Origin of the sequence: Paraburkholderia sp. J67 (assembly GCF_905220265.1) — a bacterium.
In the GTDB taxonomy this organism is placed as follows: Bacteria; Pseudomonadota; Gammaproteobacteria; order Burkholderiales; family Burkholderiaceae; genus Paraburkholderia.
Genome location: NZ_CAJMZK010000001.1, coordinates 795,468 through 811,534, shown reverse-complemented (window position 1 = coordinate 811,534; position 16,067 = coordinate 795,468). Strand labels below are relative to the sequence as shown.

At 65.4% G+C, this 16,067-nt stretch carries 12 protein-coding genes and 1 pseudogene; 7 read left to right on the top strand and 6 right to left on the bottom strand.

Annotated features, from left to right (window positions below):
* Positions 1–176 precede the first annotated feature (176 nt).
* From cbiE to U5782_RS03385, 4 genes are all read left to right on the top strand, one after another.
* On the top strand, positions 177–1,406 hold the full coding sequence (gene cbiE / locus U5782_RS03400; protein ID WP_322042387.1) for a precorrin-6y C5,15-methyltransferase (decarboxylating) subunit CbiE: 1,230 nt from the start codon (positions 177–179) through the stop codon (positions 1,404–1,406).
* Positions 1,403–2,146, top strand: a complete 744-nt coding sequence (locus tag U5782_RS03395; RefSeq protein ID WP_322042386.1) for a cobalt-precorrin-6A reductase — start codon at positions 1,403–1,405, stop codon at positions 2,144–2,146. The genes cbiE and U5782_RS03395 overlap by 4 nt, the downstream gene beginning before the upstream one ends.
* Positions 2,143–2,874 (top strand): precorrin-4 C(11)-methyltransferase, encoded by a 732-nt coding sequence (cobM, locus tag U5782_RS03390; protein ID WP_322042385.1) that lies wholly within the window; start codon positions 2,143–2,145, stop codon positions 2,872–2,874. Before U5782_RS03395 ends, cobM begins: the two co-directional genes overlap by 4 nt.
* 292 nt (positions 2,875–3,166) lie before the next feature.
* Positions 3,167–4,627, top strand: coding sequence for a class I SAM-dependent methyltransferase (locus U5782_RS03385; protein WP_322042384.1), 1,461 nt, complete (start codon positions 3,167–3,169; stop codon positions 4,625–4,627).
* Positions 4,628–4,687: 60 nt separating this feature from the next.
* On the opposite strand, the gene U5782_RS03380 is transcribed toward U5782_RS03385, so the two are convergent.
* Together U5782_RS03380 and U5782_RS03375 are read right to left on the bottom strand one after the other, a co-directional pair.
* Complete coding sequence (locus U5782_RS03380) at positions 4,688–6,163, bottom strand: sodium:solute symporter (RefSeq protein WP_322042383.1); 1,476 nt, start codon at positions 6,161–6,163, stop codon at positions 4,688–4,690.
* Positions 6,160–6,375, bottom strand: coding sequence for a DUF3311 domain-containing protein (locus U5782_RS03375; RefSeq protein ID WP_322042382.1), 216 nt, complete (start codon positions 6,373–6,375; stop codon positions 6,160–6,162). The genes U5782_RS03380 and U5782_RS03375 overlap by 4 nt, the downstream gene beginning before the upstream one ends.
* A gap of 296 nt (positions 6,376–6,671) precedes the next feature.
* Here U5782_RS03375 and U5782_RS03370 point away from each other — a divergent pair, with 296 nt between their 5' ends.
* Together U5782_RS03370 and U5782_RS03365 are read left to right on the top strand one after the other, a co-directional pair.
* On the top strand, positions 6,672–7,355 hold the full coding sequence (locus U5782_RS03370) for a MarC family protein (RefSeq protein ID WP_322042381.1): 684 nt from the start codon (positions 6,672–6,674) through the stop codon (positions 7,353–7,355).
* Positions 7,356–7,403: 48 nt separating this feature from the next.
* A complete protein-coding gene (locus tag U5782_RS03365) occupies positions 7,404–8,237 on the top strand; it encodes a class II glutamine amidotransferase (RefSeq protein WP_322042380.1) in 834 nt (277 codons plus the stop codon).
* Between the two features lie 51 nt (positions 8,238–8,288).
* On the opposite strand, the gene U5782_RS03360 is transcribed toward U5782_RS03365, so the two are convergent.
* The 3 genes from U5782_RS03360 to treF form a co-directional block, all read right to left on the bottom strand.
* Entirely contained in the window at positions 8,289–10,286 is a 1,998-nt protein-coding gene (locus U5782_RS03360) for a PAS domain S-box protein (RefSeq protein ID WP_322042379.1), read from the bottom strand.
* A 76-nt stretch (positions 10,287–10,362) separates the two neighbouring features.
* On the bottom strand, positions 10,363–11,271 hold the full coding sequence (locus tag U5782_RS03355) for a glycosyltransferase family 2 protein (protein ID WP_322042378.1): 909 nt from the start codon (positions 11,269–11,271) through the stop codon (positions 10,363–10,365).
* Between the two features lie 385 nt (positions 11,272–11,656).
* Positions 11,657–13,426: an alpha,alpha-trehalase TreF gene (gene treF / locus U5782_RS03350; RefSeq protein ID WP_322042377.1), complete on the bottom strand. Its 1,770-nt coding sequence runs from the start codon at positions 13,424–13,426 to the stop codon at positions 11,657–11,659.
* A gap of 326 nt (positions 13,427–13,752) precedes the next feature.
* On the opposite strand from treF, the gene U5782_RS03345 reads away from it, so the two are divergent.
* On the top strand, positions 13,753–14,925 hold the full coding sequence (locus tag U5782_RS03345) for a 4-hydroxybenzoate 3-monooxygenase (RefSeq protein ID WP_322042376.1): 1,173 nt from the start codon (positions 13,753–13,755) through the stop codon (positions 14,923–14,925).
* Positions 14,926–15,009: 84 nt separating this feature from the next.
* On the opposite strand, the pseudogene U5782_RS03340 reads toward U5782_RS03345, so the two are convergent.
* Positions 15,010–16,057, bottom strand: a pseudogene (locus U5782_RS03340) (Ldh family oxidoreductase).
* Positions 16,058–16,067 lie beyond the last annotated feature (10 nt).

The following is a 16,067-nucleotide window of genomic DNA, read 5'->3' as shown; positions in this document are numbered from 1 at the left end:
GTGCCGGCGCGGCAGGGCTCACGCGCGAGCGCTGGCTGGTTCGGCAAACAAGGGAAAATCGGCGGAAATTCGCAGATTTGCGGCCCGTCCGGCGCCAGCGGAAGCGGTATTATGCCCGTTTTCCAGCGCGATCCGCGAATCCAGACGGGCCGCGCGCAACGCATGACGGAGCACGGATGCAGGGTGGGCGAGCGTGGCTGACGGTGATCGGCATAGGCGAGGACGGGTACGCGGGGCTCGGGCGCGAGGCGCGCCGCGCGCTCTTGACGGCGGCGGTCGTAACGGGCGGCGCGCGTCATCTGGCGATGCTGCCCGAGCGCGTGCGCGCGCGCCGCGCGCCGTGGCCGCAGCCGTTCAGCGTCGAGCCCCTGCTCGCGCTGCGCGAGACGCGCGAACCCATGTGCGTGCTGGCGAGCGGCGACCCGATGCTGTACGGCGTGGGCGCGACGCTTGGGCGCCATCTCGCGCCCGATGAAATGCGCGTGCTGCCCGCGCCTTCCTCGCTGTCGCTTGCGGCGGCGCGCCTTGGCTGGGCGTTGCAGGATGTGGCGGCGGTGTCGCTGGTGGGCAGGCCGCTCGATGGACTGCGGCGTCAGCTTTACCCGCGTTCGCGCGTGCTCGCGCTCAGCGCCGATGGGCGCACGCCCAAGGCCATCGCGGCGCTGCTCGCGCAGCAGGGCTTCGGCGCGACGCGCCTCGTCGTGTTCGAGCATCTGGGTGGCGCACTGGAACGTCGTATCGACGGTCGCGCCGATGCGTGGCATGCCGACGAAGTCGCGGCGCTCAATCTCGTCGCGTTCGAATGCGTTGCCGATGCCAATGACGCTGCGTCGCCGCGCGCCTGGACGCTGACGCCCGGTCTGCCCGACGACGCCTATCAGCACGACGGTCAGATCACCAAACGCGACGTGCGCGCGCTCACGCTCGCGCGCCTCGCGCCGACGCCGGGCGCGTTGCTCTGGGACGTGGGCGGGGGGAGCGGCTCGATCGGTATCGAATGGATGCGCGCCCATGCGGCCTGCCGTGCGATCGCGATCGAATCGAACGCTGAACGCCAGCGCTTTATCGAACACAACCGTTGCGCGCTGGGCGTGCCCGCGCTGCAACTCGTCGCGGGGCGCGCACCGGACGCGCTCGCGGGCCTCGCCACGCCCGACGCCGTGTTCATCGGCGGCGGCGTGACGGTGCCGGGCGTACTGGAAACCTGCTGGGAGCGGCTGGCGTCGGGCGGACGGCTCGTCGCGAACGCCGTGACCGTGCAGAGCGAAGCGGCGCTGGTGACGTGGCGCGCGCAGCACGGCGGCACGCTTACGCGCATCGGTATCGGCGAGGCGGAGCCGCTCGGACGCTTCGACACCTGGCGCCAGGCGCTGCCCGTCACGCTCTATGAGGCGATCAAGCCATGAGTGCGCGCGTGTTGCTGCTCGGCGGCACGGGCGACGCGCTGCGGATCGCGCGCGCGCTTGGACCTGCGCATGTGTATAGCCTCGCGGGCCTCGGGCGCGTGCCTGCCGACTTGCCCTGCGCGGTGCGTGTGGGTGGCTTCGGCGGCGCGGACGGTCTCGCGCGCTATCTCGCCGATGAGCAGATCGCGCTGGTGCTCGACGCCACGCATCCCTACGCCGCGCAAATCAGTGCGAATGCGGCGCGCGCGTGCGCCCAGGCGCGGGTGCCGTATTGGGCCCTGCGCCGCGCACCGTGGCAGCCGCAGCCAGACGACGACTGGCGCATGGTAGACGACTGGACCGGCGTGACCCAGGCCATCGCGCCCTACGCGCGCGTGCTCTTTACCTCAGGCCGCGAGCCGCTTGCCCATCTCGACGAAGTGCCCGCGCATCAGCATTGGACCGTGCGTTGTCTCGACGCGCATCCGGGCCATGCGCGCGCGCAAGTGATCGACGCGCGCGGCCCGTTCACCCACGAAGGGGAACGCACGCTCTTCGCAGCAGGGCGCTTTGACGTGATTGTCAGCAAGAACAGCGGCGGCGCGGCGACTGAAGCGAAGCTGGCCGTCGCACGCGAGCGCGGACTGCCCGTGGTCATGATGCGACGGCCGACGCTGCCGCCCGCACAACGCGAATTCGCTTCGGTGCAGGACGCGCTGGATGCGCTCGCGAATCTCAATCAACGGAATATCGACGTATGACCGTTTTCTTCATCGGCGCCGGCCCCGGCGATCCTGAACTGATCACCGTGAAGGGCCAGCGCCTCGTGCGCACGTGCCCCGTGATTCTTTACGCGGGCTCGCTCGTGCCGCCCGCCGTGCTCGACGGCCATTGCGCGCATCAGGTCGTGGACACCGCGCCGCTGACGCTCGACGAAATCGTCGCGCTGCTGGAAAGCGCTCATCGCGAAGGCCACGATGTCGCGCGCGTGCATTCAGGTGATCCTTCGCTTTACGGCGCAATCGGCGAACAGATCCGGCGTTTGCGTGAGCTTGGGATTCCTTATGAAATCGTGCCGGGCGTGACGGCGACGGCGGCTTGCGCGGCGACGCTCGGCAACGAACTGACGCTGCCGGGAATCTCGCAGACGCTGATTCTCACGCGCTTTGCGACCAAGACGTCGATGCCCGAAGGCGAGGCATTGAGCGATCTCGCGCGCCACCGCGCGACGATGGCGATTCATCTGGGTGTGCGTCATATCGCGCGCATCGTCGACGAACTGCGCCCGCATTATGGCGACGATTGCCCGGTCGCCGTGGTCTATCGCGCGAGTTGGCCCGACGAGGAGCGCGTGACGGGCACGCTCGCGGATATCGTCGCGAAGGTCCAGGCGACGGACATCGAGCGCACGGCGCTGATCCTCGTGGGGCATGTGCTGGGCGCGGAGGGGTTTGCGGATTCGACGTTGTATGGGGCGGGGAAGCGGTAGGGCGTATGCATGCAATGCTTGATGCACGGCAACTGTGGCTCACCTTCCATCATTTTTGAAGATTGAAGGCTCAAAATCGAATGTTTTCGAAGGACGTAGGGTGACCGTCTTGACTATCATCGACCTGCATAACGAGTCTTACCTGAAGGCTCGCGGAACGTGAATGCGATGACAGCAGTGCGCAACAGGGATTCGTGACTTTTGTCGGGAGCCGCGCCGGAAACTGATGCCAGTCGCCGGTGCGTGAAGCTCTGCGAGCCGCCTTGATGACGTCAGATCAACCGGCCCGAAAATGTCCTCCACTCGAATTCATCTTTGCATCCTCCAGCCAACAGGCCACATCCCCGCGCTGGGCTTCCTCGATCAGGCACGCTTCTTTCGATACCAGTTCCGGCGTCTGGGCGCGGACGTCACGATAGGCAAGAACCGTCTTCGTCACGACGCGATCAATTTCGTTTTCGGCGCCCATGTGGGATTCGATTCGAGCCTGACACCGCGCTATCGCTGTGTCTTTGTCAACCTGGAACAACTGGGCGAAAACGGCGCGACGGTATCGCCCGATTATTTGCGCCTGCTGGCGACTTCTCCGGTCGTCGATTATGACGAGCGCAACGTGCTTGCCTATGGCGGAAAGAGCGATGACGTCTCCCTCGTTTCATTCGCGTATGCGCCTTATTTAGCAGGCGCGAACACGTCAGCCATCGAACAGCGTCCCACCGATGTCTTGTTCTTCGGCAGCATGAACGAGCGACGGCTGAAACTGTTGCAAGAGATCGAGGCGGCGGGCTGCAAGGTCAGCGTGCTGCCTTTCGGCATTTTCGGTCCGGAGCGCGACGAGGAGATTCGCCGGGCGAAGGCCGTTTTCAACTGCCACTTCTACGATAGTGCCCGCTTCGAGCAGGCTCGTGTATTCCAGTGTCTGTCGCTTGGCACGCCGGTTATCAGCGAACGCACGGCGAGCACGGCGCCTGCGCCTCAATTCGAGGACAGCGTTTTCTGGGTGCAAACTGAAAACGTCGGGGATTTTTTTCAGCGCGAACTCCACTCGTCGTCCTTCGCGGGAAAGGCTCGCGAGCGCCTGAAGGCTTTTGCCGATCACGACGTGCTCGATCAATACGCTGCCGCGCTGGAGAAGGCCCAACGACACTTCGCAGATCGAACGTTTTTATCCGGGGTCTGGCATCCGGAGCGCCTGCATATCGGTTCGGGCAAGGACTACATGCCCGGCTGGCTCAATCTGGACGTGCTGGCGCGTGCGGAACCCGATGTCCTGCTGGACCTGTGCGCGCCGCTGACGTTGCCGGCACGACTCGATAGCGCGCTGGCCGGGCCCGTGGAACTGCGCGCCGACTCGGTCGATTTCATTTACGCCAACAACGTCCTGGAGCATGTGGGCGATCTGGTGCAACTCATGACCAACTGCCTGCGTCTGCTGAAAATGGATGGGCAGATGTTGATCGAAGTGCCCTACGAAAAGGCACCGGGCGCCTGGCAGGATCCCACGCATGTGCGCGCGTTCAACGAGAATTCGTGGATCTATTACGCCGACTGGTTCTGGTACGTCGGCTGGTTCGAAACGCGCTTTACGGTCGTCTCGCAGGACTATCTCGACGGCAAGCTGGCGAACACGACGATCGAGCACGCGCACTTCATGCGCGTGCGTTTGCAAAAAATGCAGACGACGGCGAAAGAGCGGGCTTTGGCTCGCGCCATGTGCCCAGATTTTTGCGGCATTCCCGAGGACGCGATCTAGAACGAAACGGGGCTGACTTCATGGTCAGCCCCGTTTCTCAATCCAGCGTTACCGCATCAATCAATGCGCGCCGGCATGCTTGTGATCGATATGCGTGCGCGGCTGCGTGACCACGCTCACGGCAGCGAGCACGATGATATTCACGCCCAGTGCCAGAAAGCCGATATTGATGTCCTTGAGCGCGTCCGGCGCGAAAGGAATCAGTTGCGCGACGCTCACATGCGTGACCGTGGTGAGCACCACGACCAGCACGCCCGAGAAGATCCCGCAGAACGCCCCTTGTTTCGTCACGCGATTGCGCGGCGAGAGGCTGCACACCAGTGCCGGAAATAGCTGCGTCACGAAGTTATAGCCCATCAGCAAGAGCGCCACGATGGTCTCGCCGCCATTGAGCGTGAAGCCCACGGCCACCAGCGCGATCACCGGCACCAGGAAGCGCGCCAGATTCGCTACACGGGCATCGTCGGCCTGTTTCATCATGGCGCCGCGATACACGTCGTTGGCGATGAGTGTGGAGGCCGTCGTGAGGATCATCGATCCCGGCACGAGCGCCGTGAGCACGCCCGCCGCGCCGATCACGCCCACGAACCACGGATCGAAGGTCTGTAGCGCGAGGCGGAACAACGACAGGTCGATATTGCCGCCCTTGAGGCCCGGCACCTTGAGCACGGCCGCGAAGCCGCAGAAGAACACGAACAGCAGAATCAGCTGATACAGCGGCAGGATCGCAGCATTGCGGCGGAAGATGCGTTCGTTTTTCGCGGTATAGACCGAGCCGAACGTATGCGGCCACATGAAAAAGCCCAGCGCCGTGAGCAGCACGGTGGACTGGAACCACGTCACGCTCTGACCTTTGGCGGGGAAGGTGAGGAAGCCGGGCTTCGCGGCGTCGATGGCGTGGAACATCCCGGCCATGCTGCCGTAGTGATGAATCGGCAGATAAATGCCCAGAAAGATGGCGATGGCAAGAATCATCGTGTCTTTCACGACGGAATTCCACGCGCAGCCACGCACGCCCGAGACGATCACGTAGGCCGTCACCACGGTCGCGCCGATCCAGATCGCGGCCGTCGACGAAATCGCGCCGTAGGAAGCCGTCGTCACGATGATGCCGAGCCCCTTCAGTTGCAGCACGAGATACGGTACGAGCGCGAGCACGCCCACGCAGGCCACCAGCACACCCAGCGCGGGGCTGTTGTACTTGCGTGCGAAGAAGTGAGGTTGCGACATGAGCCGGTGCTGCTTCGCGAAGCGCCAGATGGGCGGCAGCATCCAGTACGAGAGGATGTACGCAAGCGTTGCGTAGGCGAGGATGTAGTAGACGGGCGCGCCTTTGCCGTAAGCGAAACCGCTGCCGCCCAGGAAGGTGAAGGTGGTGTAGATCTCGCCCGCCATCAGCAGGAAGACGAACGCGGTGCCGAAGCTGCGTCCGCCCACCGACCATTGTTCGAGGCTCATGTCGTGGCCGCGTCGCGCCCGCATGCCCAGAAAAAGCGCGACCAGTGTGATCGCCGCGATGATGATGAGTGCGCTCATGCCCGCACCTCGCCGTCCGCGTCGAGCGGGATGCGGTTGGTCGGGTCGAGCCGGTAGACGATGGCCATGATCACCGACGTCAGCACGACCCACATGACGATCCACGCCAGCACCAGCGGCATGCCGAGCACGAGCGGCTCGGTGCGGTTGACGAACGGCACGCCCAAAAGGATGCCGATAAAGGGAAGCGCTGCGAGCAACCTCAGTGACATGGCAACTCCTTTTTGTAAAAGGGGGACGTCGCGACCGGGTTCGATCAATCACTCTATGCCCGTGAATGCGCCCCGTAAAGCCGCCAAAAATCCCAGGATCGCGACCGCAAGACCTGTCTCGCCAGCTCGTCTGCGTGGTGCACCGCGTCACCGTGCAAGCCCATTCCGTGCACGCGCACGGGCATCCACCGGGCACGGCGTCGGCCGATCCAGTTACACTTCACGCACCCGGCGGCCTGCGCGCGCAAAGACTGCGCGCCGCTCGCGGCACTCGCCCCGTTTTCCGGATCGCCTTCATGATCGAGAGCCTGATTTCAGACATCCTGTTCGGTTTCACCGGACTGATCAGCATCATTAACCCCATCGGCATCGCCTTTGTTTTTCTCGATCGCACGGCGTCGCTGAGCGACGAAGAGCGCCGCCTGCTCGCCAAGCGTGTCGCCATCAATGCCAGTCTCGTGCTGCTGGTGGCCTTTTTCGTCGGCACGCCCATCCTGCATTTCTTCGGTATTTCGATGGAGGCGCTGCGTATTGGCGGGGGTCTCGCCGTGGCCGTGAGCGGCTGGCAGATGCTCAATGCGCCCGAGCCCGAACCGCCCGCGGCGAGCGATCCGATGGTCAAGCCAGTCAGCCCGTGGTCGGCGAGCGGCAAGGCTTTCTTTCCGCTGACGGTGCCGCTGACCACCGGCCCCGGCTCGATCGCCACGGCCATTGCGCTCAATGCGAACCGCACGCACAAGCTGTCGGCGTGGCTGCTGTCGAGCATCGCGTCGGTGGCGATTTCGCTGCTTGTCATGTTGGTGATCTATTACGTTTACAGCCGCGCCGCGCGTCTTGCGCACTATCTGGGCGTGGAAGGCACGCGTGTGGCCATGCGCGTGTCGTCGTTCCTGCTGTTGTGTATCGGTGTGCAGATTATTCTCACCGGGCTGACCGGCTTTCTCACGCCGATCGCTGCCGGGCTGCACGCGGGGGGCTGAGCGGCGGCACGGGCATGCCCGGCCGCCAGGTTGATCGAGGAGACAACGATGTGCCGCTGGCTTGCTTACACGGGTAATCCGATTTCGCTCGAAACGGTGCTGTTTCGCGCGCGCCATTCACTGATCGACCAGAGTCTGCATTCGACGCTTGGCGCCACCACGACCAATGGCGATGGCTTCGGGCTTGGCTGGTATCAGCATCCGCACGATATTCCCTATCGCTATCGCAGCGTGCATCCGGCCTGGAACGACCGCAATCTGCACGAACTGGCGCGAGCCGTCCACGCGCCGATGTTCGTCGCCCATATTCGCGCCGCCACGCATACGCCGGTGCAGGAGACCAACTGCCATCCGTTCCGGCACCGCCGCTGGATGTTCGCGCACAACGGGCTGATTCGCAGCTTTCCGCTCGTGCGGCGCGAATTGCTCCTCGCGATCGACCCGGGGCGTTTCAACGCGCTCGAAGGCTCGACCGATTCGGAGGTCATGTTCTATCTGGCGATGACGTTCGGGCTCGAACTCGACCCGGTGCCGGCGCTCGAGCGCATGGCGGGTTTCGTCGAGGCCACTGCGCAAAAGCACGGCATCGAGCCGGCCCTCAACATGACGGTGTATGCGAGCGACGGCGAGCAGATCGTCGCGGTGCGCTATTCGAGCGAGCGCAATTCGCGTTCGCTGTTTCATAGCACGTCGTTCAAGCATCTGCGGGAGCTGTATCCCGAGGATCCGCGCATCGCGGCCGTGGGCGAGGACGCTTATCTGCTGGTGTCCGAGCCGATCGTCGATTTGCCGGAGGCGTGGGCCGAGGTGCCCGAATCCACCGCGATCGTGGTGCGCGGCGCGCAGATCGAATACCGCGATTTCAAACCGGTTGCACCTTGATTGGCGTTGATTGGCCCTGATCGGGCTTGACGCGCCGCCCGGCGCGCCGGCTCAGCGCGGCAGTGACAGATCGGTCGCGCGCGCCGCGCGCCGTGCCGCCGCGCGGGCGAGCACTTCGTCGAACAGTTTCACATCCACCGGCTTGACGAGGTGCATTTCGAAGCCCGCGGTACGTGACAGTTCCACATCGGCGGCCTGACCGAAACCCGTCATCGCGGCGAACAACGTGTGCGCGAGCGACTCCAGCGTGCGCAGGTCGCGCAGCGCCGCGTAGCCGTCGATCTCGGGCATGGCGATGTCGATCAGCGCGGCATCGGGCGTGAAGCGCTCGACCCACTCGCGCGCCTGAGCGGCGCTATAGGCGACGCGCACATCGTGGCCCTTCAGTTCGAGCAGCATCGCGAGGCTATCGGCGGAATCGCGGTTGTCGTCCACCACGAGTACGCGCAGCGGCATCGACTCGTCGTGCGCGAGTACGGGTTGGCCGACCGTGCTGATCAGCCCTTCGACCGGCAACTCCCCATACGCCGGGTTGCTCGCGCGCTCGAGCGGCAAACGGATCGTGAAGGTGCTGCCCGCGCCAGGACCGTCGCTGGACGCGGAAATCGTGCCGCCGTGCAGCTCGACGAGCGAGCGGCACAGCATCAAGCCAATGCCCAGACCGTTCTCGCTCGGCCCCGGCATCGAGCGGTCCTGGCTGAACAGGCCAAAGATCGATTCGACGGTTTCGGGCCGCAGTCCGCGCCCTTCGTCGCGCACGCGGATCTGCACGCCGCGCCCGGCAGGTTGCACCTCGATGGCGATGAGGCTGCGCTCGGGCGAAAACTTCGAAGCGTTGTGCAGCAGGTTCTGCAGGACTTGCACGAGACGCGTGTGGTCGCCGGTCATCGGCAGCGGCAACGCGGGCAACGCGGTTTCCACGCGCTGGCTGCGCGCCGACGTGAACGGCTGCGCGGCTTCGACGGCGTCCTTGACCACCTCGCGCAGATCGAGCGGCGTTTCGCGCAGCTCGATCTTGTTGGAGGTGATGCGGCCCACGTCGAGGAGGTCGTCGACCAGACGCGTGAGATGCACGATCTGGCGGTCGATCAAGTCGCGCGCGCGCTCGATTTCGGGGTTTTGCACGCTCATCAGACGCAGGGTGGCGACGGCGTTGCGCACCGGCGCCAGCGGGTTGCGCAGTTCGTGCGCGAGCATGGCGAGGAATTGCTTCATCTGCTCGCCCGAATGTTCGAGCTCGTCGGTGCGGCGGCTTTCGGTCATGTCGCGCGTGACCTTGGCGAAGCCGGTCAGCCGTCCGTGCGCGTCGTGAATCGCCGTGAGCGTGACGTTGGCCCAGAACATCGAGCCGTCCTTGCGCACGCGCCAGCCCTCGTTGACGCAGCGGCCCAGCTCGGCGGCGCGGCGCAGTTCGCGCTCGGGCACACCCGCCGCGATATCGTCGGGCGGATAGAACACGGAAAAATGCTGGCCGACGATTTCGGCGGGCCGGTAGCCCTTGAGGTTGGTCGCGCCGCTGTTCCAGCTCACCACGCGGCCCTGCGGGTCGAGCATGAAGATCGCGTAGTCGCTCACGCTTTCCACCAGCAGGCGAAAGCGCTCTTCGGAGAGGCGCAGCGCCTCGACCTGACGACGCTCGGCGGTGAGATCGCGGGTGACCTTGGCGAAGCCCGTGAGCGAGCCGTCGTGCTCGCGCAGCGCGGTAATCACCACGTTGGCCCAGAACATCGAGCCGTCCTTGCGCACGCGCCAGCCTTCGTCGTTGAAGCGGCCGTGCAGGGCGGCCTGTTCGAGTTCGTGCTCGGGCCAGCGGCGCGCGTTGGCCTCGTCGGTATAGAAACGGGAGAAGTGCTGGCCGATGATTTCGTGCGCCGCGTAGCCCTTGATGCGCTCGGCGCCCCGGTTCCAGCTCACCACATGGCCTTGCGGGTCGAGCAGGAAGATCGCGTAGTCCTCGATAGGCTGCACGAGCGCTTCGAAGCGGCGCCCGCTATGGCCTTCCGAAGACAGGTCGGCATCGGGTGGCGTCGCGGAGTCGGACTGGGTCATGGTCCTTTGAGTTCTGTGAGAAACACTGGGGCCGGCCGCGCGCGCTCGCGGTGCGCCGCGTACCGCGCCGCGCAGCTTACCATGCGCGTTGACCGGCGCGGTCGTACTTTTCGGCCATGGCGGGGATGCCGGCGCGCACCAGGCGCTCGGCGCGGCGCACCTGGCGGGTGAGCAGCACGACGTGTGCCGGGGCGACGCGGCGGCGGCGCAAGGTCCAGAATGCGCCGCGCAGCAGCGAGAAGCCGGCCGGGCCGAGCGAGCGCTGACGCGCAAAGATGACCAGTGCGCGGCCGGTGGCGGCGAGCGCATCGCGCACGGGCAGGCGCATCCACGCGACCCACGCGGAATTGCGCGCATGCGTGCAGTGTTGCGCGCGCGTGAGCCAGAGATAGAGCGGTTCGCGGTGCGCGAGCGCCGATTCGCAATAGACGATCGAATGACCGGCGGCGAGCACGTCGAGCGCGGCGAGTTCTTCGGCGCCGCCATGCGACAGCCGTTCCTCGTAGCCGCCGAGCGCGCGGAAAACACGCGTGCGGAAGATGCAGGCGCCCGCCATATAGTTCGCGAGCGAGGGGCCGGGCAGATCTTCGTCGCCGGGAGACGTGGCGTTGAGCATCAGGCAGGCGGGGTGGATTTCGCGCTCGTCGTTGCCGACCACGCGCGCGTTAAGCACGGCCACCTCGGGGTGTTCGTCGAGCAATTGCGCTGCGTAGGCCAGTGCGCCGGGCGCGAACCAGGTGCTGTCGTCGCAGCAGGCCACGTATTCGGTCGGCGCGAGCGCGACGGCGCGATTGAAGCCCGCCATGCCGCGGTCGCCCAGTCCCTGGACGATGCGCACCTGCGGAAACAGCGAGGCGAGCAGGCTGATGGTGGAATCGGTCGAACCGTTGTCGGCCACGATCACGTAAGGAGACTCGGGCAGCGCGGTGAGGCGCGCGACGGTATCGACGGTCTGGCGCACGTGGTTGCGGGTGAGCACGACCACGGAGATGCGCGGACCGGACGGTTTGGCGGGACTGGAGCCCGAGCTGGCTCCCGATTGGGGGGGCGGGGCAGACGGGGCACTGGGGGCGCCGGAGGCGCCAGGAGCGGGAGCGGAGGCGTTCATCGCGGTTCCATCTTCCATCGCGTTGCGGACGGCGCGAGCCGGAGGCCCGCATGCAGATCGCTCTGCGGGGTTGTTTGAGCATACGCCGATGCCGGGCGCCTTGCACCTTGCGGGGAGGGCCTGGATCGCCCATTGGCACGAACGATGCTGCATTGCGGGAGCGCGGCGCACGGCACGGCTCGCATGCTCTGTGGCACGCATGTGCCGTACCCGTGCGCTTTTTCACGGCGATACCGCGTGGCGCGGCATCTCCTGGTGCGCTTCAGCGCGCGGGCGCCGCCGCCTTCGGCACGCTGGAGGCCCGCGCGGCCGACAGGTTTTCCGAATGCGGATACATCGTCAGGAGGACGCGCAGCACGCCGTTGGTCCAGCCGAAGCCGTCCTGCAACGGATATTCGCCGCCACCCGCCGATGAAGCCTTCGCCGCCGCCGCGCTCACGTCGTATTTCTCGACCAGTTTGTGCGTGCGCTGGTAGTAGACGAGATTCGTGGCGATCCAGCGCGTCGCGAGGGTTTGCGCGAGCGCGTTTTCGCCGTAGCGGCGCAGGCCGGTCACGGCGAGATATTGCAGCGGCGCCCAGCCGTTGGGCTCGTCCCACTGCTGCCCGCTCGACTCCTGGGTCGTGGCGAGACCGCCCGGACGCAGCAGCCCCGCGCGTACCGCGCCCGCAACCTGATGCGCCTGCGTGCGCGTCGCGACCCCCGCATAGAGCGGATAAACCGTCGCGGCCGTCAGCCGGTGCGTGAGCGTACCGTGCACGAAATCGTAGTCGCTGAAGGCATGCAACTGCGGGTCCCAGAGCACGCGGCCGATCGCGGCGCTGCGTTGCTGCGCGCGCTCGTTCATCTGCTGTGCCTCGGTAGCGTCGCCCTGTAAACCGTAGGCTTTGGCGAGGGTGCGTTCGAGATCGACCAGTAGCGAATTGAGATCGACGGGCACAAGCGAGGTGATGTCGATGGTCGCGAGCGTGCGGCCGTCGGCCAGCCAGCGCGAGCTGAAATCCCAGCCTGTTTCGCCGCCCGCGCGCAGATTGCGCCAAACGTCGGGCGCGCTGCGCTGCGGTGCGCTCTGCGCGGTCAGCACGTCTTCGCGGTACGACTCGTCGCGCGGCGTGTCGCGCGCGTCCCAATAGCGGTTGAGCAGCGTGCCGTCAGCCAGGCGCACGACGTGGCGCGTCGCTTCGCCCGGTTTGAGCGTGTCCGCGCCTGCCATCCAGTAGTCGTATTCCTTGCGCAGTTCGGGCAGATAGCGCACGTAGGTCGCATCGCCGTCGCGTTGCGCAACGAGCGCCACCATCTGCGCGAAAAACGGCGGTTGCGAGCGGCTCAGGTAGTAGCTGCGGTTGCCGTTCGGAATATGGCCGTAGCGATCGATCAGGGCAGCGAAATTATCGAGCTCGTCGCGCGTGAGATCGTGGCGCCCGCTCGCCTCCAGGCCGAGCATGATGAAGTACGAATCCCAGTAGTAAATCTCATTGAAACGCCCGCCTGGCACGACATAAGGCCTGGGCAGCGGCAATAGCGACGAATACGGCTGCTGGGCGGTGTCGGGGTTGCGGCGCAGCACGTCCCAGAGCGTGTCGATGTGGCTGACGACGTTCTGATTCGGGTCGGAAACATAGTGATCTTCGGTCTGTTTCTGATCGGAAAAATGCTGCGCGACGAACTCGCGCAGCGCCGCCTTGCGTGCGTCCGGGGCCGTGATTCCAGCGTTGCGCGCGCTCCAGACCTCGTATTCGGCGACGATTTTCGTGGGGTCGTCGTTCGGCACCATGTCGGCGAAGGTTTTGCTGTCGGGGAAGACCTGAGCGAGTTCGACGTCGCGATAGAGCTGGCCGAAGAGTTCCGATGGCGGTTTTGGCGCAGTGACGGATGCAGAAACGGACGCCGGCAGGGGCGCGGCGGTTTGCGCGAAAGCGGGAAGCGTTGCGCAGGCGAGCGGCAGCGCCGCGATCAGCGCGACGACGCAGCGGCGCGTGCGGATGAGGGGCAGGGCGTCGGGTTTGAGGCTGGAGAGCGTTGAAAACGGCATCGGCATGGCTCGCGGTGATTGTTGGCAGAAGGGCGGATGCCGGCGCGCGACCGTGTCGCCGGCAAAAACGCTGTGGCGCAGCAATTTCTGTTCCGCCCCTGTTCGCCCATGCGGCGGGAATTGGTTGCGCGCGAATCGAGTTTGCGCTCATGGGTTTCCGATCGGAGCGGCGAGCGACGATTTTTTCGTATCCGCACGAAAGCAAACGAAGCGCGTCGTCGCGTTATCTCAAATATGGATAGTGCCTATTCTCTATATCGCGTTGCGCGATACCTTATGCCGCAGCCAAACTTGCCAAAAATCAACGCAAACATGGAGACACCATCATGCGCACCCAGGTTGGCATCATCGGCGCGGGGCCCGCGGGCCTGCTGCTTTCCCATCTTCTCCATCTGCGCGGCATCGACTCCGTCGTGCTCGAAATGCGTAGCCGCGAGCAGATCGAATCGACGATTCGCGCCGGTGTGCTCGAACAGGGCACCATGGATATCCTCACCGAAGCCGGCGTCGGCGCGCGCATGAAAGCCGAAGGCGCGCTGCACCACGGCTTCGAACTGGCGTTCGAAGGCAAGCGCCGCCGCATCGATCTCACCGAACTCACGGGCAAGGCCATCACGGTCTACGCGCAGCACGAAGTGCTCAAGGACCTCGTCGCGGCGCGTGTGGCCGCCGACGGCAAGCTGTTCTTCAGCGTCTCGAACACCTCGATCCATGGCATCGACACCGACGCGCCCTCGATCCGCTTCGAGCACGAAGGCGAGCAGCACACGCTGCATTGCGATTACGTGATTGGCTGCGACGGCTCGCAAGGCGTCTCGCGCGCGGCCATTCCCGCCGCGCTGCGCCAGGATTACGAGCGTGTGTTCCCGTTCGGCTGGTTCGGCATCCTCGTGGAAGCGCCGCCGTCGTCGGATGAACTGATCTACGCGCGCCACGATCGCGGCTTCGCGCTCGTCAGCACGCGTTCGCCCAACGTGCAGCGCATGTATTTCCAGTGCGATCCGAAAGACAACGTCGATAACTGGTCCGACGATCGCATCTGGGCCGAAATGCACGCCCGTGTCGATTCGGAAGAAGGTCATCAGGTGGTCGAAGGCAAGATCTTCCAGAAGAACATCGTCGGCATGCGCAGCTTCGTTTCGACGACGATGCAGCACGGCCGCCTTTTCCTGGCGGGCGACGCGGCGCATATCGTGCCGCCCACGGGCGCGAAGGGGCTCAATCTGGCGGTGTCGGACGTGCGTGTGCTGACCGCGGCGCTGGACGCGTTCTACAAGGAAAGCCGCACGGATCTGCTCGACGCCTATAGCGAAACCGCGCTGCGCCGCATCTGGCGCGCCGAGCACTTCTCGTACTGGATGACGCGCATGATGCACCGCCTCGACGACGCCACGCCGTTCGAGCAGCGTCTACAGGTCGCGGAACTGGAGCACGTGACGACCTCGCGCGCGGCGGCGATGTCGATGGCCGAGAACTACGTGGGTGCGGTGGCGGTTTAAGCCATCAGGTAGAGCACTTTAGCAACGCAAAAGGGGCGCAGATTAGCGCCCCTTTTTACCTCCACGCCGCGCTAAAAAGCGGATCTAAAGCGCCGTCACCGACGCCACGCCGAACTCCGCCGCGAGATCCGCAAATGGCTTGCGCACCGAATCGGGCAGCTCGATCGTGGTCTGATGGCGTGCGCGATTGTTCGCCTCGTATTCGCCTGGATATTGCACGGGCTGTGAAGGATCCTGCGGCGGGCAACTCAGCAAATAGTCGAGAAAGCTGGCCACTTCCTGCGAGGGTCGCGTTGAAATCCACCTGTGGATCGAGCACCAGCGCGAACATATTGTTGTGCGCGACACCATTACGCGGATTGTCGGGATGGATCGTGCCGCCGCCCGAGAGCACGCCCGCGAGCAGTTCAGCGACGAGGCCGAGCGCATAGCCCTTGTGCGCGCCGAACGGCAGCAGCGCGCCGGGCGGCTCCGTAAACAGCACGTTGGGATCGGTGGTGGGTTGGCCGTCGGCGTCGATGACGGAGCCGGTCGGCGCCTCGCGGCCGTTTTCGGCGAGCACGCGTGCCTTGTTCACGGCGATCGCGCTGGTCGCGATATCCACCACGAAGGGCGGCCGTCCGCCCGGCAGCGGCCCCGCGAAACAGAGCGGATTGGTCGTGAGACGCGCCTCGCGCCCCCCGAACGGTGCGACGATGGGCGGCCGGTTCACGACATTCGTGAACGCCAGCAGCACGAAACCCTGCTCCGCGACCATCTCGCCATAGTGGCCCATGCGCCCCAGATGATGGCTGTGACGCAGCGTGACCACGCACTGGCCATGCTCGCGCACGCGCGCGATGGCGTCCTCCATCACGATCTTGCCTACGTGCTGGCCGAAGCCGCTGTGACCGTCGTAGGCCAGCAGCGCACCGCGATCGACCACGCGCTCGGGCCGTCCGTTGGGCGTCACGAAACCCGCTGCGAGCACGCGCCGGTAATTCGGCAGGATCGACAGGCCGTGGCTCGAATAGCCCACGCGATCCGATTCGATCAGATGGTCGGCGACATCGGCGGCGATGTCGGCGGGGATGGATAGACGCGTGAGCACGTCGGTGGCGAAACGGCGCGCGTCGTCGATCGAGACTTGCATGAGCGGTTCC